Consider the following 20267-nt stretch of genomic DNA (forward strand, 5'->3'; position numbering starts at 1 on the left):
GAAGAGATGCGGGGCGAGCTGGGCCTGGAGATCGGCGGGCGATGGGCGCCGCGCGGCGTCCATCTGCATGCATGACTCGATGAGAGGCCGCAGCTCGCCCGGCAGGCCCTCCAGATCCGGTCCCTCGCGCAGCAGCATGAAGACGGTCTCGACCGGATTCGCCCCGTGGAAGGGCGCGTGTCCGGTGGCGGCGAACACCAGCGTCGAACCGAGCGAGAAGACATCGCTCGCGCCCTTCACGCTCCGCGAGTCCCGCGCCTGCTCGGGCGACATGTACGCCGGAGTGCCGACGGCCACATTGGTCATCGTCAGCCGGGTGTTGGAGACACCGGAGGCGATACCGAAGTCGATGACGCGCGGCCCGTCCTCCACCACCAGGACGTTCGACGGCTTCAGATCGCGGTGAACGAGATTGGCGCCGTGGATCGACTGGAGCGCCTCGGCGATGCCCGCCGCCAGCCAGCGCACGCCCTGCGCCGGCATCGGGCCGCACTCGTTGACCATCTCCTCCAGCGAGGGAGCGGGCACATACGCGGTGGCCAGCCAGGGCACCGCGGCCCTGGGATCGGCGTCCACGACGGCGGCGGTGTAGAAGCCGCTGACGGCCCGCGCCGCCTCCACCTCACGCGTGAAACGGACCCGGAAGAGCTGGTCCTCGGCAAGCTCGGTACGTACGGTCTTGATCGCCACCCGGCGGCCCGACGCCGAGCGCGCGAGATAGACCAGCCCCATGCCGCCGGCCCCGAGCCGTCCCAGCACCTCGAAAGGGCCGATGCGTCTCGGATCGTGCTGCGTAAGCTGCTCCACTTGCCTGCCACCTCCCCGTACGGGCCACCAAGGTACGGCCCCGTGCCCCCTGATTCTTCCTGCCTGAGGCAACGGTTGCGAACCCGGGGGCGGATCGGGGTGTCTCGCCTCGATCCGGACACCACATGTGTCACACCTTCACCGCTGATCGCCCGTTTATCACCGTTCCGGCCACCGTTCCGGCTCGGCGAGGACGGCGAAAGCGGCGCCCTGGTTGTCCATCAGAGCGGCCATCCGTCCGTACTGGATGTCGAACGGCGGCGTGGTGATACGGCCGCCGAGCCGGACGGCCGTACCCGCCGTCGTATCGCAGTCGCTGACGGAGAAATAGACGAGGAAGTGGGCCGGCATCGCCGCGGGAAAGGCGTCCGTAATGACGCTGCGTCCGCCGATGGCGCCGACAGGCCCAGGTTCCGCGCCGACCGGCCCTGGCTCGATGCCGGCCTGCGCAGACTCGGAGTCGGCCGCGCCGGCCACCGCAGCTTCCGTACCGGCCAGGGACCATATGCGGAAGTCGACCGAGGAGTCGGGCAGATCGGTCCCACGGAAGCCGAAGACCGTCTCGTAGAACGGATCGACGCGCTCCTTGTCCCGCGTATAGAGCTCGGTCCAGCAGAACGAGCCCGGCAGGCCCTTCTTCTCGAAGCCCCAGCCCTCCTCCGACTGCCAGAGCCCGAAGACCGCGCCGGCCGGATCGGCGGCCTGCGCCATCACACCGAACGGCCCCAGGGCCGTCGGCGGCTGTACGGTCCGGCCGCCCGCCCGGGTGATCCGGTCCATCAGCGCGACGGCGTCGGAGGTGGCGAAGTAGACGCCCCAGACGGTGGGCATCCTGCCGTCCTTCTTGGCGGCGAGACCGGCCACGCGCCTGCCGCCGCTGAACGCCTCCGTGTAGTGCCCGTACGCCGCGCGGTAGTGTCCGTACGCCGCGCCGCTGTCCTGGCCGAAGGTCCAGCCGAACAGTTCGCCGTAGAAGCGCTTGCCCGCTTCGAGATCGGGGAGCGACACATCCACCCAGCACGGCGTGGATTCCGCGAACGCGGCCATGTCCGGCTCCTTCCGCGCATGGCACCTGCCGTGTGGTGCCCGTCACAGTCAACCTAATGGGCCGCGACCCGGGCCGCAGCGGATGAAATAGCGCAATTGCTCGATTATCGCAGCGTGAAGCCCTCGGCACCCCGAGTTATCCACCGAAGTTATCCACAGGCTGTTGATAACACTATTCACCCGCACGTGAGTCCTGGGGATGACAGTCCACTCCTGGGGATGACAGTCCGCGCGCACGACCCGTGCGAGAGATGGCCGGATCCCCATTTGCACTCGGCCAAATCGCGCCCGGATCACCCCTCGGTAAGCTGACGGCATGACAGGACAAGTGCGCACCGTCGACGGCCGAGTGGCTGGTCGGCGCGGGCAGGCGACGCGGCAGAAGCTGCTCGACTGCCTCGGCGAGATGCTCAGCTCCTCACCGTACCGGGACGTCAAAGTCATCGACGTGGCCCGGCGGGCGGGGACTTCACCCGCGACCTTCTACCAGTACTTTCCGGACGTCGAGGGCGCCGTCCTCGAAATCGCCGAGGAAATGGCCAAGGAGGGCGCCGGGTTGACGGCGCTGGTCTCCAACCGCTCCTGGGCCGGCAAGGCCGGCTGGCAGACGTCGGAGGACCTGGTCGAGGGCTTCCTCGACTTCTGGCGCAAGCACGACGCGATCCTCCGGGTCGTCGATCTGGGCGCGGCGGAGGGCGACAAGCGGTTCAACAAGATCCGCCTGAAGATCCTCAACTCCGTCACCAACTCCCTTACGGAGTCCGTGAAGGAGCTTCAGTCGAAGGGCAGGATCGACAAGGACGTCAGCCCGGCGGCGCTGGCGGGCTCGCTGGTCGTGATGCTCGCCTCGGTGGCCTCGCACCAGAAGAACTTCCAGAGCTGGGGCGTGAAGCAGGCCGAGCTGAAGCCGAATCTCGCGCTCCTGGTCCATCTCGGCATCACCGGCAGAAAGCCCACGAAGTAGGCCGCCGAGCGAGCCGGCGCATCGGCCGGCGGGCACGGTACGGGCGTGCCCTCACTGTCCTGTCACGCCGACGGCGGATCAGACCTCTGATCCCTGTCGGCGCTCCCGTATCCGGACCACTTCTGTTTCTTGCGTTTCTTACCGTTTCTTACGCACCAAGAGCCGGGGGGCTGAGCGGCGCCCGTGAACGACCATGAGCGGAACCAGGAACCGAACCACGAGCAGGACCACGAGCAGGAGGCCTTCCGCGCCCTGCTGCGCGACCAGCCGGTCTGGGACATGGAGCGGCTGCCCGTGTTCGATCCGGCCACCGCGCCCGAGGAGCCGCTGCCGCTGTTCCGGCGATGGTTCACCGAGGCGGTCGCGGCCGGGCAGCCCGAGCCGCACACCATGACGCTGGCGACCGCCGACGAGCACGGCCGGCCCGATGTACGGACACTGATGCTGCACGACGCGGACGGCCGCGGCTGGCACTTCGCCACCCACGCGACCAGCCGCAAGGGCCGGCAGCTGGCCGCCCGTCCCGAGGCCGCGCTCGGCTTCTACTGGCCGGCCCGGGCCCGCGCCGTACGGATCCGGGGCACCGTCCACAGCGCCGGCCGCGAGGAGAGCGTCGCGGATCTGCGGGTGCGCTCGACGGGCGCGCTGGCCTCCGCGCTGGTGGGACGGCAGAGCGAAGTGCTGGGCTCGGCGGAGGAGTTGGCGCGGGCGAGCGAGGCGGCATGGGAGCGGGCACGGCGCGAGCCGGACGCGGAGGCGGCGTCGTGGACGGCGTACGTTCTGGTGCCGAACGAGGTGGAGTTCTTCCAGGGAGACGCGCGCAGACGCCACGTACGGCTGCGCTACCGGCGCGAAGGGGACGGCTGGGTACGGGAGTTGCTCTGGCCGTAACTCTGACACCGGAGATCGGCACGGCACCGGAACAGCCACGGCCTCCCCGCATCCCCTTTGAGCGTGATCGATTCGCAACCGATTTCCCGTCTTGACCGATACCCACCATGTGATGTTCCGATTACGCTCAGCTTTCATGCCCGACGATTTCGACCGCACCGAGGACCGTCCCGTGTATGTCATTGGCGGCGGCCCGGGCGGGCTCGCCGTCGCCGCCGTACTGCGTGAACGAGGCGTACGGGCCGTCGTACTGGAGAAGTCCGACGCCGTCGGAGCCTCCTGGCGCGGCCACTACGACCGGCTGCGGCTGCACACCACCCGCCGCCACTCCGCCCTGCCGGGCCTGAAGATGCCGCGTTCCTTCGGACGGTGGGTTGCCCGCGCGGATGTGGTCCGCTATCTGGAGAAGTACGCGGAGTACCACCGGCTGGAGATCGTCACCGGTGTCGAGGTCACCCGTGTCGAGCGCTCACCGGACGGCTCCGGCTGGCTGCTGCACGCGACGGGCGGACGGGAGCTGACCGGGCGCGCGGTCGTCGTGGCGACCGGCTACAACCACACGCCGAAGGTGCCGTCCTGGCCCGGCCGGGAGACCTACGACGGCGAGCTGCTGCACGCGAGCGAGTACCGCGACGCGCGGCCCTACGCGGGCAAGGACGTGCTGGTGGTGGGCGTCGGCAACACGGGCGCGGAGATCGCGGTCGATCTCGTGGAGGGCGGCGCGGCACGGGTGCGCCTCGCCGTCCGTACGGTCCCGCACATCGTGCGGCGCTCCACGGCGGGCTGGCCGGCCCAGTCGACGGGCATCCTGGTCCGCCGGCTGCCGGCCCGGCTGGTCGACGGCGCGAGCTGGGTGCTGGCCCGGATCGCCGTCCCGGACCTGTCGTCCCACGGCCTGCCACGCCCGGACACGGGCCTGTACACGCGGGTACGCCAGGGCGCGATCCCGGTACAGGACGTAGGGCTGATCGACGCGGTACGGGAGGGACGGGTCGAGCCGGTGGCGGCGGTCGAGTCCTTCGAGCAGAACAAGGTCGTCCTGGCCGACGGCACCCGGATCACACCGGAGGTGGTCATAGCGGCCACGGGCTACGAGCGCGCGCTGGAGCCTCTGCTGGGCCCACTGAACGTCCTCTCCCCCACCGGCCGCCCCCTCACCCAAGGCCCCCACACCCCGCCCCACGCCCCGGGCCTCTACTTCACCGGCTTCACCAACCCGATCAGCGGCATGCTCCGAGAACTCTCCATCGACGCCCACCGCATAGCCAAAGCCCTGTCCCGCCAGGCCTGACACCCACCCAGGAAGTCGATCAGCTTGCGGTCGGCCCTTGTCGGCCCCCGCCGGCCACAGCACTCGGCGTGGACCACAGGGCTGCTCCCGACCGGGCCGTACGGTCGCGGGGGCTACGGCGTCAGCACGATCCGTCCGAAGACCTCGCCCGCGTCCATCTTCTGGTGCGCCAGCACGGCTCCGTCCAGCGGCAGCAGCTCGTGCACCACTGTTTCGATCTCACCGCGGCTCGCCGCGGCGAACTGCTCGCTCCGCACGGCACGCCGGTCGGCTCCGGTGACGGTGTCGGTGCTGAAAGTCGCGAAAGACATCGACTTCTGGAACGCCGCCATCATCCTCGTACCGAAGTCCGCCGGCGGCTGACCCGCGACCACGCCCACGGCCACCATGCGGCCGTTCGGGTTGAGCCTGTCGAAGAACGACGGCATGTCCCCACCGGCCACAACGTCGAGGATGACGTCATAGCCCGCAGGAGCCTCCTTCCCTCCTTCGCCGGAGCGGTCCAGCACATGGGTCGCACCAAGACGGCGCAGCCGCTCGCCGCGCTCGGCCGACGACGTCGTGACCGCCACCGCGGCGGCACCACCACGAGCCGCGAGCTGCACTGCCATGATCCCGATGCTGCCGGCCGCGCCGCGCACCAGGACTGTCTCCCCGGGAGCGAAATGGGCATGGCGAAGCCCGAAGTGGGCCACCACACCGGAACCGCCGAGCGTCACCGCGTCGACGGCGGACAGGTTCGTGGGCAGCGGAAGCACCTCCTCGACCGGTGCGACGGCCTGTTCGACGTAGCCTCCGCCCGTGCCGGTGAATCCCCACACCCGCCGGCCGATCCACGACGCGTCGACGCCGTCACCGACCGCGGTGACGGTGCCCGCCACCTCGCCGCCCGGGATGTGGCCCTCCTTGAAGCCGTAGGCGGCCAGAGCCCCGCTCCGGATCACGGTGTCGACACCACCCACGCCCACCGCCTCGGTGGCGATCAGCACCTGTCCGGCAGCGGGTACGGGGGCGGGGAGGTCGACGACCGCCAGACCTTCGGGACCTCCGTACGTTCGGATCAGAACTGCCTTCAACGTGGTCTCCATCTTCTCGGACCGGGCAGGAGCGGCCATCCGCCGCACACGCCAACGGCCCTCACCGGCTTGCGAAATCTCTGCGTCCGGAACGCTAACGGACGCCCCCGTCCGTTTAGGTAAAGTGAGAGCGGTGACCGACCCTTTGCCTCACACTCTGCGCTCCGACGCCATGGACAATCGCGAACGCGTCCTCGACGCGGCCCGTGCGCTGTTCTCCACCCAGGGTCTGAACGTGCCGATGCGGGAGATCGCGCGGCGCGCCGGGGTTGGACCCGCCACCCTGTACCGCCGGTTCCCGACCAAGCAGACGCTGGTCACCGAAGCCTTCGCGGACCAGTTGCGCGCGTGTCGCGCCATCGTCGACGAGGGGTGTGCCGATCCTGATCCCTGGCGTGGCCTCTGCCTGGTGATCGAAAAGATCTGCGAGCTGCACGCACGGGACCGGGGCTTCACCGAAGCCTTTATGTCGGCCTTTCCGAGCACGACGGACCTCGCCGCGGGCCGTGAGTACACACTGAAATCAGTTGCCGGACTGGCCCACCGCGCCAAGGAAGCCGGACACCTGCGCCCTGACTTCGTCCTGGACGATCTGATTCTCATGCTCATGGCGAACAAGGGGATCCACGCCACCACGACCACGACCCGGGTCATGGCCTCCAGACGTTTCGCGGGCTTCGTCATCCAGGCATTCCAAGCCTCCGACCAGCACTCGCCACTGCCGCCTACGGCGTGGCCGGCATCCGCGGCAGCGGAGGAGGGCGGCGGATGACCAGGGCCATCAGCGCCGCCGCCGCGCACAGCGCGCCCGAGGCGTACCAGACCACGTCGTAGGAGCCGAAGACGTCCCGGGCCAGACCGCCCGCGAAGGCCACGACCGCCGCGCCCACCTGGTGCGAGGCGAGGACCCAGCCGAAGACGATCGCGCTGTCCTCGCCGTAGTGCTCGCGGCACAGGGCGATCGTCGGCGGGACCGTCGCGACCCAGTCCAGGCCGTAGAAGACGATGAAGAAGAGCATCGGCGGATGGACCGAGGGCGCCAGCAGCATCGGCAGGAAGAGCAGCGAGACACCGCGCAGGGCGTAGTACACCGCCAGCAGCCGGCGCGCCTCGAAGCGGTCGGTGAACCAGCCCGAGGCGATCGTGCCGACCACATCGAAGACACCGATCACCGCGAGCAGCGACGCCGCCGCCGTGATCGGCATGCCGTGGTCGTGCGCCGCCGGTACGAAGTGGGTCTTGACCAGGCCGTTCGTGGAGGCGCCACAGATCGCGAACGTACCGGCCAGCAGCCAGAACGGCCCCGTACGCGCCGCCGACACCAGCACCGAGACCGCCCGCCGCGCCGCGCCCGGCACCGGCGCGGGCTTGGCCACCAACTCCTCCGCGCCGTACGCGGGCAGGCCCACGTCCGCCGGATGGTCCCGCAGCAGCAGCCAGACGAACGGGACCACCGCCAGCGCCGCCAGCGAGACCGTGATCGCGGCCGGCCGCCAGCCATGGTGCTCCACCAGCCAGGAGAGCAGCGGCAGGAACACCAGCTGCCCTGAGGCGCCCGCCGCGGTGAGTATCCCGGTGACCAGACCGCGCCGCGCCACGAACCAGCGGTTGGTCACCGTCGCCGCGAAGGCCAGCGCCATCGAGCCGCTGCCGAGGCCGACCAGAATGCCCCAGTACAGCACCAGTTGCCAGGCCGCGGTCATCCAGACCGTCAGCACCGATCCGGCCGAGATGACGGTCAGCGCCACGGCCACGACCCGGCGGATGCCGAACCGGTCCATCAGCGCCGCCGCAAACGGCGCCGTCAGCCCGTACAGCGCCAGATTGACCGAGACCGCGAAGCCGATCGTGCCCCGGGACCAGTCGAACTCCGTATGCAGCGGGTCGATCAGCAGACCGGGAAGCGAGGTGAAGGCCGCGGCGCCGATGATCGTCACAAAGGCCACGACGGCGACGAACCACGCCCGGTGGATACGTCCGGGCGTACGAGGCGCACGCGGCGCACGAGGAGCGCCGGTCGTACGGGAAGCGCCCGGGGCGCCGTATGATCGCGCCGCGTCGTCCTGGGCGGGAAGTTCGGTCGACTGTGTCACGTCAGACAGGATCGATGGACGGAACAGCCCTTACGAGTGGCCCGAGGGACAGCATTCGCTACGATCGGGCCATGCGTCCTCACGGCACCCCACGCGCCGCCACTCCGCCCTGCGCAGCCCTCTGATCAAGACGTGGTCCGGACCTCCAAGAAGCATCCACGAAGCGGACCGCCGCCATCCGACAGGAGCACCCCCATGCAGGACTCGTCCGGCCCGTACCGCCCGTCGCACCGGATCGTCGTCCTCGCCCTCGAAGGGCTGATCCCTTTCGAACTGGGCATCCCTCAGCGGATCTTCGGCCGCGCCCGCGACTCCGAAGGCAGGCCGCTGTACGAGATCGTCACCTGCTCGGTGCGGTCGCCGGGCCTGATCCGTACCGACGCGGACTTCTCGATCCTCGTCGAGAACGGTCCCGAGGCGCTCGCCACCGCCGACACCGTGATCGTGCCCGCCTCCCACAGACTCGGTCCCGTCTACACCAAAGGCGTGCTCACCGAGGAACTCACCGCCGCCTTCGCCCATCTGCGGCCGGACACCCGGATGGTCTCCATCTGCACCGGCAGCTATGTGCTGGCCGCCGCGGGCTTTCTGGACGGCCGCCCGGCGACCACCCACTGGGCCCATGCCGCCCATTTCCAGGGGCTGTTCCCGCGGATCAAGGTCGACGCGGACGTCCTGTTCGTGGACGACGGTGACGTACTGACCTCGGCCGGAGTGGCCGCCGGGATCGATCTCTGTCTGCACATGGTGCGCCGCGACCACGGCACGGCGGTCGCCAACGATGTCGCGCGCCGTACGGTCGTACCGCCGCACCGGGACGGCGGCCAGGCGCAGTACATCCGGCGCCCGATTCCCGAACCGCAGCTCGCGACCACCGCCACCGCGAGGAGCTGGGCGCTCGCCCGGCTCCATGAGCCGATCCAGCTCCGCGACATGGCGGAGCAGGAGTCCATGTCCGTACGGACGTTCACGCGCCGGTTCCGTGAGGAGGCGGGCATCAGCCCCGGCCAGTGGCTGGTGCAGCAGCGCGTCGAACGGGCCAGACAGCTGCTGGAGTCGACCGATCTCTCGGTCGACCAAGTGGCGCGGGACGCGGGTTTCGGTACGGCGCAGTCGATGCGCCAGCACCTCCAGTCGGCGCTGGGCGTGTCGCCGACGGTCTACCGGCGTACGTTCCGCGCGGCGGCGGAAGGCGGGAGCCCGTCAACTGCGGCCGGAGGGCTCGCGGTCGATGGGCTCACGAGCGAAAGGCCTACGGTCGGCGCGCTCGCGCGTCACGCGGGACGCGGTACCGCGCGGGACGGCTTGCGGGAGGCCGGCTTGTAGGAGGACGACTCATAGGAGGAAGCGGAGGAGGCCGAGGAGACCGCGGAGGCCGGGGCGTATGCGCCCGGTGCGGCCTCCGGCGTACGCCGGTCCACCTCGCACCAGATGCGCTTGCCCGCGCCCTCCGGCTGCCAGCCCCATCGGTCGGCGAGTCCGTCGACCAGTTCCAGACCGCGCCCGTTGGTGTCCTCACCGTCCGCGTGGCGCGGACGCGGCGGCGCGGCGCTGGTGTCGGCGACCTCGACCCGTACGGTGCCCGCCTCGGCCGCGCCGAGTCCGAAGAGCATCCGCAGCACGGCCGGACAGCCGGTGTGCACCACGGCGTTGGTGACCAGCTCCGAGATGAGCAGGATCAAGGTCTCCGCGACCGGTTCGTCGTCCCCTATACCGGAGCCGACGAGCCGGGAGCGCGCCCAACGACGGGCACGGCCCACCTCGGCCGGATCGGCCCCGACCTCCAACTGAACCTGAAGCACCTGCACCGCTCACACCATCCGAACCGGCGGACACATCGCCTCGCGCCTCGACAAGGTCCTCGACAGGATCACTGAACGTGATTTCCTTGCGACACAGCATGGTTGACGTACAGTCACCGCAACAAGCGCTTCGGGCATATTCCAGCGCGAAGGAGTACGCGTGCTGCATACTGTGCGACGCGCGCCGCGGGGAGTCGAACATGGGCGCGCACGGCGCCTTCGTACCGCGCGAGCGGCGCACATTCTCGGTCCCGGGGCCGCCGTCCTGGCGACACCGCAACCCTCGCGCCTCACAACCTCTCGCACCCCATGGAGCGTACCGGAGGCCGGAGCGACTCCGGCCTGTGACGGCCCGCCGTAAGGACACAACCCGGTATCGACCGCGAGAGGGCGCCTCTCGCCACACACGGTGACGCAGCGGCAGGCCAAGGCCAGAACTTTCCCGGCAAGAACGGACGGAGGGGACCGGATCACCGGACGAGCGGCGCACGATCACCGACAAGCGGGCGCACGATCACCGAATGAGCGGGCGCACGGCCACCGGGCATCGGGATGTACGGGGCCGGATCACCGGCCCCGGGCGCGATCAGGGCTCAGGAGTCACGTAATACGCGGCGAAGCCGGCCAGGATCTCCTCCTCGTGGATCCTGCCGTCGCCGTCCGCGTCCAGCTCCACGGCCACCCGAGCCGCCGCCTCGGCGGCGACTCCCAGCACCAGCAGCGCGCGTTGGGCCGACGCCGGAGTCACTCCGCCGCCGTCCTCGTCGGCGACGGCGATCGCCGCGCGTAGAAACGGACGGGCGATCTCCGCGAACCGCAGCGGGTTGTCGCGCAGCCGCTTCACCGCGCCGGTCACGAACTCCTGCCTGCTGACCCGCTGGTCGCCGTCGACGTCCGCGATGCCGGCCATGCCCTGCCAGAACGCCTCGGCACCGTTGTAGAGGGCCTGTCCCTTGTCGGAACGGGCGGTCGTGCCGAACTCGGCGAGCAGTGCCGCCGCCGCCCCGCTGAAGTCCTCGCGATCGATATAGCCGCTGCCGTCCTGGTCGAAGGCGGCGAACCGGGAGGCGATCTTGGCCTCGTACTCTGCGCTGTCCATTCCCGGAGGGTACGACGGCCGACGGCTCCTGTGTGCTCCGTTACGCGGAGAGCACGTACGGCCCGTCGACCACGACCGCGTCGCGTCTGCCCCGTTGTGCTCGTCCGAAACGTGATGAGTGCTGTGGGGGCGCACTTGCCACAAAGGGGCGTGTGTCCTCGGCACCGCCCACTACATTCGAAGGAACGGCGGGCTTCGCATGATGGTGGCAGGGGCGGACGGACGGGCGCAGGAACAGGGCTGGGGGGTCGTATGGCGAAGGACACACCACCTCGCTGGGACCGCAGGATGCAGCAGCGGCTCGCGCGGGGCGAGGCCGCCGCGCTCGGTGAGCTGTACGACCGGTTCGCACCGCTGGTGCACAGCCTCGCCCATCGCGTGCTCGACGACAGCGCGGCGGCCGACCGCGTCACCCGAGAAGTCTTCAGCCATGTCTGGGACAACCCGGGCGCGTACGACCCGAAGCAGGGCTCGATGAGGTCCTGGGTGGCGAATGTCACACGCGAGATGGCGGTGGAGCGATTCCGGCGGACCGAGGCGGAGGCCTACGAGGCGAACGGCGAGGGCACGGCGGAGGAGGCGGAGGAGCTGGAGCAGAAGATACGCAGGGCCTCGGCGGCGGCCCGCGCGGACTACATCGTGAGGTCGATGCCGACACCGCTGCGGGCCGCGCTGGAACTGGCGTACTTCCGGCGCAGGAACTACCGCCAGGCCGCGGCGGATCTCGGTGTCTCGGAGGACGAGGCGCGCCGTCGGCTCCGGCTCGGACTGCAACTCCTCTCGACGGCCAACACCCAGGCGGCGGACGGCTTCCCGCCGCCGGGCAACGGACGCTCACTGTGACCGGCCCTCAGGACGGCGACTTCTTCGACCGCGGCCGGGAAGGCCGGGAGGGCCGGCCGGCGCATCCGCGCATACCGGGCCCGAGGCCGGCCGCGGACGACCTCGCGCCGTCCGCGGCACCACGGCGCGAGTCGGCGCGCGACCCGGCACCGAAGCCGGACCTGAACCCGGACATGTCCCCGGCCACGGCGGAGGACCGCGAGATCCCGGCGGAGGAGCCCGAGACCGCGGAGGAGCCCGAGATCCCGACAGAGCCCGCGATTCCGACGGAGGAGCCCGCGATTCCGGCGGAGAACGAGATCCCGGCGGAGAAGCTGACGCACAAGGTGCTCACCTCGCTGCTGGGCGCCTGGGCGCTCGCCGCCTGCTCGGCGGAGGAGACCGCGCTGGTCGAGGAACATCTCACCGAATGCGCGCCCTGCGCCGAGGAGGCGCTCCGGCTCCGCGACGCCGTCGGACTGCTGCACGCCGACCGGAGCCTGGACCTCGATCCGCTGCTGCGCTCCCGGGTGCTGGAGAGCTGTCTCGGCCGCAGGCCCGCCCGGATACCCGTGCCGGACTGGGCCGCTCCGTACGACGCCGAGACCGCGCGGCTCGACGCGCTGCTGCGGGACTTCGGCGACGCGGAGTGGCACGCGCCCGTACGGCTGAGCTGGTTCGAGGAGGACCGGCCCGTCTCGCGCAGAACGACCGTCGCCGGAGTCATCGGCCATCTGATGACCGTGGACGGCCTCGTCGTCGGCTCCCTCGGCCTCGACGATCCGCTCGGCCCCGACGCGCCGGACGATCCCACCGACCGTACGGAGCTGTCCTGGCGGACCGCTACGTCGCCGCCCACCCGCGCCGTCCACGAGCCCTGGCGCGAACAGAGCCACACCCTGATCCGTACGGTGTCCTTCGCCGGCCCCGGCGTCGCCGAACTCTCCGTGTCGTACGGGGACTTCTTCGCCCTGCCGCTGCGTGACGCGCTGCTGGACCGGGCCTTCGAGTGCTGGGTGCACGGCGCGGACATCGCGGAGGCGGTGTCCTATCCGTACGAGCCGCCGGCCGGCGCCCATCTGCACCGGATGATCGATCTGGCGGCCCGGGTGCTGCCGTCCGCGCTCGCGACCAGACGCCGTAACGGTCTCGCCGGGCCGGTCCGGGATCTGGTGGCCGCGGGCGCGCCCGGCCGGTCGCTGCGGCTGGAGGTGGAGGGCGCGGGCGGCGGAACCTGGTACATCGCCCTGGACTCACCGGCCGCGCTCGGCAGTCCGGAGCGCTCGGTGGGCCAGATCGCGCTGGACGCGGTCGAGTTCTGCCAGCTCGTGGCGGGCCATGTCTCACCTGAGGAAGCGGCGGCCGGACAGGAGGGCGACCGCGAGGCGATCAGGGATGTCCTGTTCGCGGCGGCCTCGATGAGCCGCCTCTGAGGGACGCCTACGGTACGGACCGTACGACTCGCACGGGGCCGGAACCGGGACCGGGACCGTACGGGCCGGGCCGGGCCGACCGTAGCCCGCGCCTCGGTCAGCCGAAGACGACCGTACGGTGCCCGTTGAGCAGAATCCGGTGCTCCGCGTGCCACTTCACCGCACGCGCGAGCGCCTGGCACTCCACGTCCCGGCCGATCGCCACCAGCTGTTCCGGAGTGACCTGGTGGCCCACGCGCTCGACCTCCTGCTCGATGATCGGGCCCTCGTCGAGATCGGCCGTCACATAGTGCGCGGTCGCGCCGATCAGCTTCACACCGCGCGCGTGCGCCTGGTGGTACGGCTTCGCGCCCTTGAAGCTCGGCAGGAAGGAGTGGTGGATATTGATGATCCGGCCGTTGAGCTGCTTGCACAGATCGTCGGAGATCACCTGCATGTAGCGGGCCAGCACCACCAGCTCCACGCGCTCCGCGCGGACCAGCTCCAGCAGCTCCGCCTCGGCCGCGGCCTTGGTGTCCCTGGTCACCGGGATGTGGTGGAACGGAATGCCGTACGAGGCGGCCAGCTCCGCGAAGTCCGTATGGTTCGAGACGACCGCCGCGATCTCCACCGGCAGCGCGCCGGTCCCGGCCCGGAAGAGCAGATCGTTCAGGCAGTGGCCGAACTTGCTGACCATGAGGACGACGCGCATCCGCTCCTCGGCGCGGTGGATCTCCCAGTCCATCCGGAAGGCATCACCGATGGCGGCGAAACTGGCCCGCAGCTTCTCCACGGTCACCGGCCTCTCGGTGCTCACCGGCGCGTCGGCCGAGAAGTGCACCCGCATGAAGAAGAGACCGGTGTCGTGGTCGCCGAACTGCTGGCTGTCCTCGATATTGCAGCCGGTCATGAAGAGATAGCTCGACACGGCGTGCACGATCCCTTGCTTGTCCGGGCAGGACAGCGTCAGTACGTACTGCTCGGGTGCGGCGGGCGCGTTCACGGCGGGCGGCTGCTGCGGGGCGGACTGCTGCGGGGCGGTGCTCATGACCTCAGAGGATCCCACACCGGCGCGGGACACCGCGGGACACCGCGGCACTCACGCCGACCGCGTCATGATCCGCAGTACGTCCAGCGACCTCGGCACGGTGTCCGGATCGTCCCCGTCGCTGGTCGCCAGCCGTACATGCGCCTCACGGGCCGCTCGTACCGCCTCCGGCCAGCCGTGATGCTCCAGATAGGCGGACACGGGCGCGTCCGGGCCGACCTGGTGCATGATGCGCAGCACACGCAGGACGGCGAGATCGACCAGGGCGGCCTCTCCCGAGTCGCGGAATATCGTGCCGACATACTTCTCGGCGGACCAGTTGTCCAGCCAGGTGTCCTCGACCAGCCGGTACACGGCGTCTGTGACGTCGCCGTATCCTTCGCGGCCGGCCAGCCAGTACTCCTGGTGGAACACGGGATCGGAAAGCATGTGCAGCGCCGAACGCACATTGCTGCGCCAGCGCCACCATGGCATGTCATTGAGCGGCATGCCGCCCATGGTGCGGGAGTGACGGGCACGACGGGAAGAGTTCTCGGAACCTTGCTGCACAGTCCTTGACTCTACGGTCCGCGCGCGGCGGCCCGAGGGGCCCCCGCAATTCACCCCTAAGTCATTAAACGTTGAAGCTTCCACACTCCGGCGTTACCTGAAGGCGGCAGCCTGCATAGCTATGACCGGTTGGCGACGCTCATCCTTCTCCCGCCCTTTCCAGTCCGGTGCGATTCGTACCGTTTTCAGCGCGGTGATGGGAGCGTCACTGCTCGCCGGCTGCGGTGTTCTCCCTGGTGGCTCGGGGGGCTCCAGGGAGCCCGTCACGGTGATGACCTGGGCGCCGATCGGTACGAACGCCACCAATCAGCCCGGAATGCCGGCCATGGCGAAGGCGTACGCGCGCTGGGTCAACGCCAACGGCGGTATCGACGGCCATACCCTGCGCATCCTCACCTGTGACGAGAAGAACGAGTCCGGCGGCGCCGCCGACTGCGCCCGCAGGGCGGTCAAGGAGAACGCGGTCGCGGTGGTCGGCTCGTACAGCCAGCATGGCCGGGAGTTCATGGCGCCGCTGGAGGCCGCGTCCATCCCGTTCCTGGGCGGGTACGGGCTCACCGAGGAAGAGTTCAACAGCTTCCTCTCCTATCCCGTCAACGGCGGCCAGGCGACTCTTCTCGCGGGCAACGGACGGCAGTTGGCCCATGAGTGCGAGCGGACGGCGCTGGTACGGCCCGACACCATCACCGGCGACGATCTGCCCGAACTGCTCAACTCCGGTCTGGGCCAGGGCGGTCGCGGCTCCGCGAGCGACATCCGCGCGGCGGAGGACGCCACCGACTACACCCGGCAGGCCGAACAGGCGCGCGCGGCGGCGGAGGACGGCGGCTGTGTGACGGCGGTGCTCGGCGACCGTACGGAGACCTTCTTCGACTCCTACCGCCGAGTGCCCGAGGACGGCCGGAGCATCCGCGTCTCCTCGGTCCTCGGCAGCGTGAGCCAGCCGCTGATCAACAGCACGGGCGGCAAGAACGGTCCCTTCGAGGGCGCGTATCTGACCGGCTGGTATCCGGTCGAGACCGATCCGGCCTGGAATTCGATGCGGAACGTGATCGACAAATACGCCTTCGGCGACAACGACATCGACCCTGCGGACCCGGGCCCGCAGACCACCTGGATCGCGTACACCGCGCTGAAGCAGGTCATCGAGTCGATCAACGACAACACCATCACGGCGGGCAAGATCGCCGACACCCTGGACCGCGGCCTCCAGGTAAACACCGGCGGCCTCACCCCACCCCTGCGCTGGCGCTACGAGGACATGCTGGGCGCCCCGGGCTTCCCCCGCATCGTCAACAGGGACGTCACGTTCCAGGTGGTCCGCGAAGGCCGCCTGATATCCCAGAAGAAGGGCTTCATCGACGTGGGCCAGACCCTGGGCAACACGGGGTCGTAGCCGGCTACATCCGCGCGGAACACCCGCCGCCCGCCCTCGTGCACGGCTCCAGCAACCTGCCCGGTGGCGCGCCTGAGCGGACGGGAGCCTCCGGGCCAACACTCGGGTCCGGTCCACGCGTAGCCGTGCCAGTGCGTACGGAGATCGGCGGAGGACCCGACGGAGGGCCGTACGGTCACGCTTCCTCCGCCGCGGCCATCGCGTTCTCGGTCCGGCAGCCGCAGGTCATGGCCGTACCTCGCACTTCAGCTCGCCCCAGACCTGCTTGCCCCAGCGGTACAGGTCCGTTCCCCAGCGGTCGGTGAGCGCATCGACCATCAGCAGGCCGCGGCCCCGGGTCTGATCGCCGTTCGAATCCGTCCGTATCACCGGGATGGTCCTGGACCTGTCCACGACTCCCAGCCGGACGAAGCCTTCGGACGACCGCGAGATCACGACCCGGATCAGACGGCTGCCCGAGTGCTCGGCCGCATTGGCCACCAGCTCGGTGACGATCAGGACGCCGTCATCGGCCAAGCCCTCGTGGCCCCAGGCGCCCAACGCGGTACGTACCAGCCTTCGGGCGACTGCGGCGCTCCGCGGGTCGCAAGGGAGGGTTTCGGAGTATCCGGGGCGCCCCGTGGGGTGCGGAACGGCGGTCACGGTCATCAGGACCTCAGGGGTGTGGGTGAGTGGCCTTGATTCAGTGAACGACCGCCCGCCGCACGGCGTGAGGAAAAATCGGCCGGGTATGCGTCACGACCGACCGGAAATCCCGCCGTCCCGTCCTACGGATGGGAACCGCGTGATTACGGTGGGTAGGTGGACAGTGGCGCGGGCGGAAACGAGAGCCTCAGCAGGGCGATGCACGAGCGTGGCTGCACCCAGGCCGAGTTGGCCGACGCGGTGAACGGTCAACTGCGGTCGCGGGGCTACGAGGGAACGGTGAGCGACCGCACGGTCCGCAACTGGCTGACCGGAAAAACGGGGTGGCCGCACCCCAGGCAGCGGGAAGCATTAGGGGCAGTATTCGGATGTACCGCCGAGGACCTGGGTTTCGTTCCCCCGGCGGCCGGACGCGCCCCCACCACATCCCAGGAGCAGCCCGTGCGGCGACGTGACTTCATCACTGCCACCACCGGCACGACGGCCGCCGTCGTGGCTCCCCTGGCGAGCGGACCACCGATCGCCGGCACCTCCGACGTGATCCGTCTCCGGAGCGGTCTCGATGACCTCACGCGGCTCGACCAGGATCGGGGCGGTCACGAGCCGTTGGAGCAGGCCGCCCTGGCCGGGGCCGCTCTGCGGTCTCTCGGCCACGCCGAAGCAGCCCTGGAAAAAGCCGAGCCGGAGCAACCGCGCCCCGGCTGGATCGCTTTCTACGGCCCCGCGGAGCTGCACGCACTGACCGCAATCGTCCAGGACCGCGTAGGGAACGCCGTCCAGGCCGAAGCCGCCGGGCACAAGGCACTGTCCCTGATCCCGGAGGAGTTCCGCCGAAACCGGGCCATGACGCTCGTGGACCTGGCCCTGGCTCAACTCCACCAACAGGACATTGATCAAGCGTGTGCAACGGCGTCTCAAGCCTTCGACCTCATGGCTGGGCATCCCCTGCCCGGCAGGTTGCGGTCTCTTCTCGGCGACTTCTACCGCGATTTGATCGCTCTGGCGCCTACAGCCACTTTCACGCGAGAGTGGTCGGATCGCTACCGACAGGAATGGATCCAGGAATGATCGCCACGCCCTTGGACGTACGCGCCTATACGCATGAGGACCTGCCCGAGATCCGGCAGACCCTCCTGGATGTGCACGCCGACGCCTACGCCGACGCGATGGACGACCCGTTCACCCAGCGGTTCGCCTGGTTCGTGGATCACTGGGGCGGAAGGCCTGGGTTCTCCTGCATGGTCGGCTATGACGGGAACGAGCCGGTCGGCTATTCGTACGGGGCCCCGGCCACACCGGGGCGGGAGTGGTGGCGCGCGCACCTCGATCCCGCGCCGGAGAGGAGCCGTACGTTCGCCGTGTCCGAGCTGATGGTCCGCCCACGGTGGCGCAAGACCGGAGCGTCCGTACGGCTGCACCGCGCGCTGCTGGACGGCCGGGACGAGGACCTCGCCGTCCTCACGGTGGACACCAAGCATCCCAAGGTGCAGGCCCTGTACGAGTCGTGGGGCTATCGCAAGGTCGGTGAGGACCAGCCCTTCCCGGACTCACCGCTGTTCGCCGTGATGCTGGCGGAACTCCCCCTGTCGTAGGACCCGGACGCCCCGAAGGGGAGTTCATCGACGGCTGGAACAGCCGCGCGCGCCGGTTCGTCCGGGCCGAAACTCACTGGCGCGTTCGGGACCTCGCGGACGAACATGGGGCGCATGAGTGACCAAGCCGCACGATGGAGCCGGGCGACCGTCTACCCCGATATGTGGGCTGACCCGGACGACGATCCGCGCAACAGCGAAGGTGCCAGTCCGGACGGCGAGCTTGCGACGCTGGACGACTTTCTGACGAACTACCGCATGACTCTGCGGATGAAGTGCGAGGGTCTGGACGCGGAGCAGCTGGCCCGTCGGTCGGTTCCGCCGTCGACGATGTCGCTGCTCGGCCTGCTCCGGCATCTCGCCGAGGTGGAACGGGACTGGCGCAACTGGATCAGTGACGGTGATCCGCTGCCGAAGCTGTACGGCGCGAGGGACGCGGACTTCGACGGAGCCGTCGCCGAGCAGGCCGAGATCGACGCCGCGTACTCCGCTCTGGAGCGTGAGCAGGCCGCGACCGACGCCGCGCTGGCCGGGCACCCGGATCTGGGCGAGCGTCTGGGGAAGGACGGGATCGCGGTCCGGGAGCTGATGGTGCACAGGATCGAGGAGTATGCCCGTCACTGCGGGCACGCCGACCTGTTGCGCGAGTGCATCGACGGAAGGGTCGGCCAGTAACGCGGAAGCAACCTTTCCGGGTGTGCGGCGGTCTTATCGGGCGTCGTGGTCGGGTGGGGCAGGTTGGCCAGAGGGCCGGCCTCTGCCGACTCGACCCGTACCGGCGAACCGACTGGAAAGGGCATAGTTCATGGCACTCGATCCCGGCCTCTGCCTGGACGTTCCCGAGGGTTTCGACGATACGGATGCTGAGACTCAGGTGCATCCGATGGCCAGGAAGCTGTTCACCGGCACAACCGCCGCGGAAGTCTTCAGGAAAGCCCATGAGTGGGTGAAGGAACAGAAAGTCTTCCTGGTGGATGTGTCATGGGATTTCATGCACGACGAGGACGAGCCCTGCACGCTGAGCGTCTATTTCACGTTCGAGCTGGATCCTGAAGACGCCTGACCACTCATGACTCGGCCCTACGTCCGCCCCCAGCAGGCCGCCTGGCGGTTGTCGGGGACGGGACGAACCCCCTAGAGCTGGGTCGGGGTCCGTTCGGTGAGGTTGTATTTGGCCGCGATGCCGTTCCACAGTTGCGCGGCCTTCTGCTTGGCCGCCGTGGCCTCGCCGCTGGCGCGGTTGGCCTCGGCGGCCTGTTGGGTGATACGGGCCTGGCCGCCCTTGCAGTTCTTCTTGCCCTTGGCCTGCTTGGCCCAGTTCGCGTAGTGGTCGTCCGCCGAGGCGGATGCCTGCCAGGCGTCGGTGAGCGATGACGTCAGCTCGCCGTTGTCCGGGAGCTTGTCGAGTGTCAGGCCCTCCAGCCGGGTCACCAGATCACGGCGCTGCTCCGCGGCGCCGTGCAGATCGGTGGCCGCCTGGTCCAGGTTGTCGCAGGACTTGATGGACTCGACCGCCGCGATGACCGTCGCGCGGCTGCTGCCGCTGTCCGCGAGCAGCTTGTCGAGCGCCTCGGCCTGCGGCTTCGCCGGGTCGGGCGCGCTCTGCTCGGGGGACTCGGCAGGAGGCGAACTCGCCGCGGCCACCGTCTTGCTGTCGTCCTGTGCCGGGGTGTCGCCGCCGCCGCTCATCAGCGCGCCCGCGCCCAGGCCGAGCACGGCGCAGCCGACCACCA

General features: G+C 69.7%; 21 protein-coding genes and 1 pseudogene. 12 read left to right on the forward strand and 10 right to left on the reverse strand.

Annotated elements, in window-relative coordinates:
* Nucleotides 1–807: serine/threonine-protein kinase (locus GA0115259_RS27200; RefSeq protein ID WP_141716703.1), on the reverse strand; the 807-nt coding region annotated here is incomplete at its 3' end.
* Between the two features lie 159 nt (nucleotides 808–966).
* Nucleotides 967–1854 (reverse strand): VOC family protein, encoded by an 888-nt coding sequence (locus tag GA0115259_RS27205; protein ID WP_093601937.1) that lies wholly within the window; start codon nucleotides 1852–1854, stop codon nucleotides 967–969.
* A 316-nt stretch (nucleotides 1855–2170) separates the two neighbouring features.
* Here GA0115259_RS27205 and GA0115259_RS27210 point away from each other — a divergent pair, with 316 nt between their 5' ends.
* The 3 genes from GA0115259_RS27210 to GA0115259_RS27220 all read left to right on the forward strand — a co-directional run bounded on the left by GA0115259_RS27210 (nucleotide 2171) and on the right by GA0115259_RS27220 (nucleotide 5000).
* On the forward strand, nucleotides 2171–2818 hold the full coding sequence (locus GA0115259_RS27210) for a TetR/AcrR family transcriptional regulator (protein WP_093601939.1): 648 nt from the start codon (nucleotides 2171–2173) through the stop codon (nucleotides 2816–2818).
* Between the two features lie 279 nt (nucleotides 2819–3097).
* The gene (locus GA0115259_RS27215) at nucleotides 3098–3709 is read left to right on the forward strand and encodes a pyridoxine/pyridoxamine 5'-phosphate oxidase (protein ID WP_093601965.1); all 612 of its coding nucleotides are present in this window, start codon (nucleotides 3098–3100) and stop codon (nucleotides 3707–3709) included.
* A gap of 136 nt (nucleotides 3710–3845) precedes the next feature.
* A complete protein-coding gene (locus tag GA0115259_RS27220; protein WP_093601941.1) occupies nucleotides 3846–5000 on the forward strand; it encodes a flavin-containing monooxygenase in 1155 nt (384 codons plus the stop codon).
* A gap of 113 nt (nucleotides 5001–5113) precedes the next feature.
* Here the strand turns inward: GA0115259_RS27220 and GA0115259_RS27225 are convergent, their stop codons facing one another.
* Nucleotides 5114–6076 (reverse strand): zinc-dependent alcohol dehydrogenase family protein, encoded by a 963-nt coding sequence (locus tag GA0115259_RS27225; RefSeq protein ID WP_161230478.1) that lies wholly within the window; start codon nucleotides 6074–6076, stop codon nucleotides 5114–5116.
* Nucleotides 6077–6209: 133 nt separating this feature from the next.
* Between GA0115259_RS27225 and GA0115259_RS27230 the strand changes: the two genes are divergently transcribed.
* Nucleotides 6210–6848, forward strand: coding sequence for a TetR/AcrR family transcriptional regulator (locus tag GA0115259_RS27230; protein ID WP_256098162.1), 639 nt, complete (start codon nucleotides 6210–6212; stop codon nucleotides 6846–6848).
* Here the strand turns inward: GA0115259_RS27230 and GA0115259_RS27235 are convergent.
* The gene (locus tag GA0115259_RS27235; protein WP_256098163.1) at nucleotides 6802–8049 is read right to left on the reverse strand and encodes an MFS transporter; all 1248 of its coding nucleotides are present in this window, start codon (nucleotides 8047–8049) and stop codon (nucleotides 6802–6804) included. The genes GA0115259_RS27230 and GA0115259_RS27235 overlap by 47 nt on opposite strands.
* Nucleotides 8050–8364: 315 nt before the next feature.
* On the opposite strand from GA0115259_RS27235, the gene GA0115259_RS27240 reads away from it, so the two are divergent.
* Nucleotides 8365–9495 carry a GlxA family transcriptional regulator gene (locus tag GA0115259_RS27240; protein ID WP_093601945.1) on the forward strand — a complete coding sequence of 377 codons (1131 nt, stop codon included), beginning with the start codon at nucleotides 8365–8367 and terminating at the stop codon, nucleotides 9493–9495.
* On the opposite strand, the gene GA0115259_RS27245 is transcribed toward GA0115259_RS27240, so the two are convergent.
* Both GA0115259_RS27245 and GA0115259_RS27250 read right to left on the reverse strand, forming a co-directional pair.
* Complete coding sequence (locus GA0115259_RS27245) at nucleotides 9444–9977, reverse strand: ATP-binding protein (RefSeq protein ID WP_176732667.1); 534 nt, start codon at nucleotides 9975–9977, stop codon at nucleotides 9444–9446. The two genes, GA0115259_RS27240 and GA0115259_RS27245, sit on opposite strands and share 52 nt — an antisense overlap.
* A 580-nt stretch (nucleotides 9978–10557) precedes the next feature.
* Nucleotides 10558–11070, reverse strand: coding sequence for an EF-hand domain-containing protein (locus tag GA0115259_RS27250; protein ID WP_093601947.1), 513 nt, complete (start codon nucleotides 11068–11070; stop codon nucleotides 10558–10560).
* Between the two features lie 252 nt (nucleotides 11071–11322).
* On the opposite strand from GA0115259_RS27250, the gene GA0115259_RS27255 reads away from it, so the two are divergent.
* Together GA0115259_RS27255 and GA0115259_RS27260 are read left to right on the forward strand one after the other, a co-directional pair.
* Nucleotides 11323–11913: a sigma-70 family RNA polymerase sigma factor gene (locus tag GA0115259_RS27255; RefSeq protein ID WP_093601949.1), complete on the forward strand. Its 591-nt coding sequence runs from the start codon at nucleotides 11323–11325 to the stop codon at nucleotides 11911–11913.
* A complete protein-coding gene (locus GA0115259_RS27260) occupies nucleotides 11910–13325 on the forward strand; it encodes a maleylpyruvate isomerase N-terminal domain-containing protein (protein ID WP_093601951.1) in 1416 nt (471 codons plus the stop codon). The genes GA0115259_RS27255 and GA0115259_RS27260 overlap by 4 nt, the downstream gene beginning before the upstream one ends.
* Before the next feature lie 97 nt (nucleotides 13326–13422).
* Here the strand turns inward: GA0115259_RS27260 and purU are convergent, their stop codons facing one another.
* Nucleotides 13423–14352, reverse strand: a complete 930-nt coding sequence (gene purU, locus GA0115259_RS27265; RefSeq protein ID WP_176732668.1) for a formyltetrahydrofolate deformylase — start codon at nucleotides 14350–14352, stop codon at nucleotides 13423–13425.
* Nucleotides 14353–14403: 51 nt separating this feature from the next.
* Nucleotides 14404–14850, reverse strand: a complete 447-nt coding sequence (locus GA0115259_RS27270; RefSeq protein WP_093601953.1) for an SCO4402 family protein — start codon at nucleotides 14848–14850, stop codon at nucleotides 14404–14406.
* A 172-nt stretch (nucleotides 14851–15022) separates the two neighbouring features.
* Between GA0115259_RS27270 and GA0115259_RS27275 the strand changes: the two genes are divergently transcribed.
* On the forward strand, nucleotides 15023–16297 hold the full coding sequence (locus GA0115259_RS27275) for an ABC transporter substrate-binding protein (RefSeq protein WP_093601955.1): 1275 nt from the start codon (nucleotides 15023–15025) through the stop codon (nucleotides 16295–16297).
* Between the two features lie 225 nt (nucleotides 16298–16522).
* On the opposite strand, the gene GA0115259_RS27280 is transcribed toward GA0115259_RS27275, so the two are convergent.
* Entirely contained in the window at nucleotides 16523–16945 is a 423-nt protein-coding gene (locus GA0115259_RS27280; protein WP_093601957.1) for an ATP-binding protein, read from the reverse strand.
* Nucleotides 16946–17140: 195 nt separating this feature from the next.
* Between GA0115259_RS27280 and GA0115259_RS27285 the strand changes: the two genes are divergently transcribed.
* The 4 genes from GA0115259_RS27285 (at nucleotide 17141) to GA0115259_RS27300 (ending at nucleotide 19597) form a co-directional block, all read left to right on the forward strand.
* A complete protein-coding gene (locus GA0115259_RS27285; RefSeq protein WP_093601975.1) occupies nucleotides 17141–18010 on the forward strand; it encodes a helix-turn-helix transcriptional regulator in 870 nt (289 codons plus the stop codon).
* Complete coding sequence (locus GA0115259_RS27290) at nucleotides 18007–18534, forward strand: GNAT family N-acetyltransferase (RefSeq protein WP_093601959.1); 528 nt, start codon at nucleotides 18007–18009, stop codon at nucleotides 18532–18534. Before GA0115259_RS27285 ends, GA0115259_RS27290 begins: the two co-directional genes overlap by 4 nt.
* A gap of 105 nt (nucleotides 18535–18639) precedes the next feature.
* Nucleotides 18640–19209, forward strand: coding sequence for a DinB family protein (locus GA0115259_RS27295; RefSeq protein WP_093601961.1), 570 nt, complete (start codon nucleotides 18640–18642; stop codon nucleotides 19207–19209).
* A 130-nt stretch (nucleotides 19210–19339) separates the two neighbouring features.
* Complete coding sequence (locus tag GA0115259_RS27300; RefSeq protein WP_093601963.1) at nucleotides 19340–19597, forward strand: hypothetical protein; 258 nt, start codon at nucleotides 19340–19342, stop codon at nucleotides 19595–19597.
* 71 nt (nucleotides 19598–19668) lie between these two features.
* Here the strand turns inward: GA0115259_RS27300 and GA0115259_RS27305 are convergent.
* Nucleotides 19669–20267 (reverse strand): annotated as a pseudogene (locus GA0115259_RS27305) (hypothetical protein); the annotation flags it as partial.

It is taken from the genome of Streptomyces sp. MnatMP-M17, assembly GCF_900091995.1.
GTDB lineage: Bacteria > Actinomycetota > Actinomycetes > Streptomycetales > Streptomycetaceae > Streptomyces.